Here is a 769-nt window from a genome sequence, read left to right as displayed (position 1 = left end):
TCAGTTTTCGTTGGCTAGTAAAAGCAACGATAAGTCGAGAAGCCCCCACTTCAATCAAACCGTAAGGTTGATAAGTGGTGGGTAGTTCACCGCTGATTAATGGAAGAACTGGGCCTATTCTGCTTATCTTGATGGTCCAATGAATATCAGCAAAAAGTATCTGAAAGAGCTAAAGGCTCAATCGATAGCGGTGTTGGACACGCCAACAGTGTATACGTTCAATGGACGTCAGTTCATTGCGTAGAACTGGAAGCTTGCCATTTTAATGGCGGGTAGTGCACGGAGCCATGCAGTCCGGCCCGCCAGTAAACACAGATGATAAATCCGGCATTTTCCAGTATGTGTAAAATTTTACTCGAAGGGCAGATGAGTGGAAAAAAATGGGAAGACGCTCTATCATTTAAATGTACGCTTGTGGGCGAATACATTTAGAAAGAGGTCTTCCTATGGATATTATATCAATAATTGCTAGATTATTAAAGGATACAAAAAGTCTTATTGAATTTGAAGAACAAGTTAAAATTCTGATCCAGAATGCCTTTACGCAATGGGTTGGGGAAATATTTGAGACGTTAGATAAAACAATTAAGCAGAAAAAGCTGGAGGATGGCTGGGAGTACTGCCGGAGTGATAACAGAAGCATTCAGTTTTTATTTGGAAATGTGACCTTTAAACGTTCACTGGATTTAAGTCAATATTTTGGACACCAATAAGTGAAATTTAATTTTGATCTCATGCCATATTTTTCATGACATCGCTGGTCGCTTGA

At 39.8% G+C, this 769-nt stretch carries 1 pseudogene; it reads left to right on the top strand.

Annotated features, from left to right (window positions below):
* Positions 1–446 precede the first annotated feature (446 nt).
* Positions 447–683: pseudogene (locus IC21_RS04185) on the top strand (UPF0236 family transposase-like protein); the annotation flags it as partial.
* Positions 684–769 lie beyond the last annotated feature (86 nt).

Origin of the sequence: Heyndrickxia coagulans DSM 1 = ATCC 7050, from assembly GCF_000290615.1 — a bacterium.
Lineage (GTDB): Bacteria > Bacillota > Bacilli > Bacillales > Bacillaceae_C > Weizmannia > Weizmannia coagulans.
This window is presented reverse-complemented; position numbering and strand designations above follow the sequence as displayed.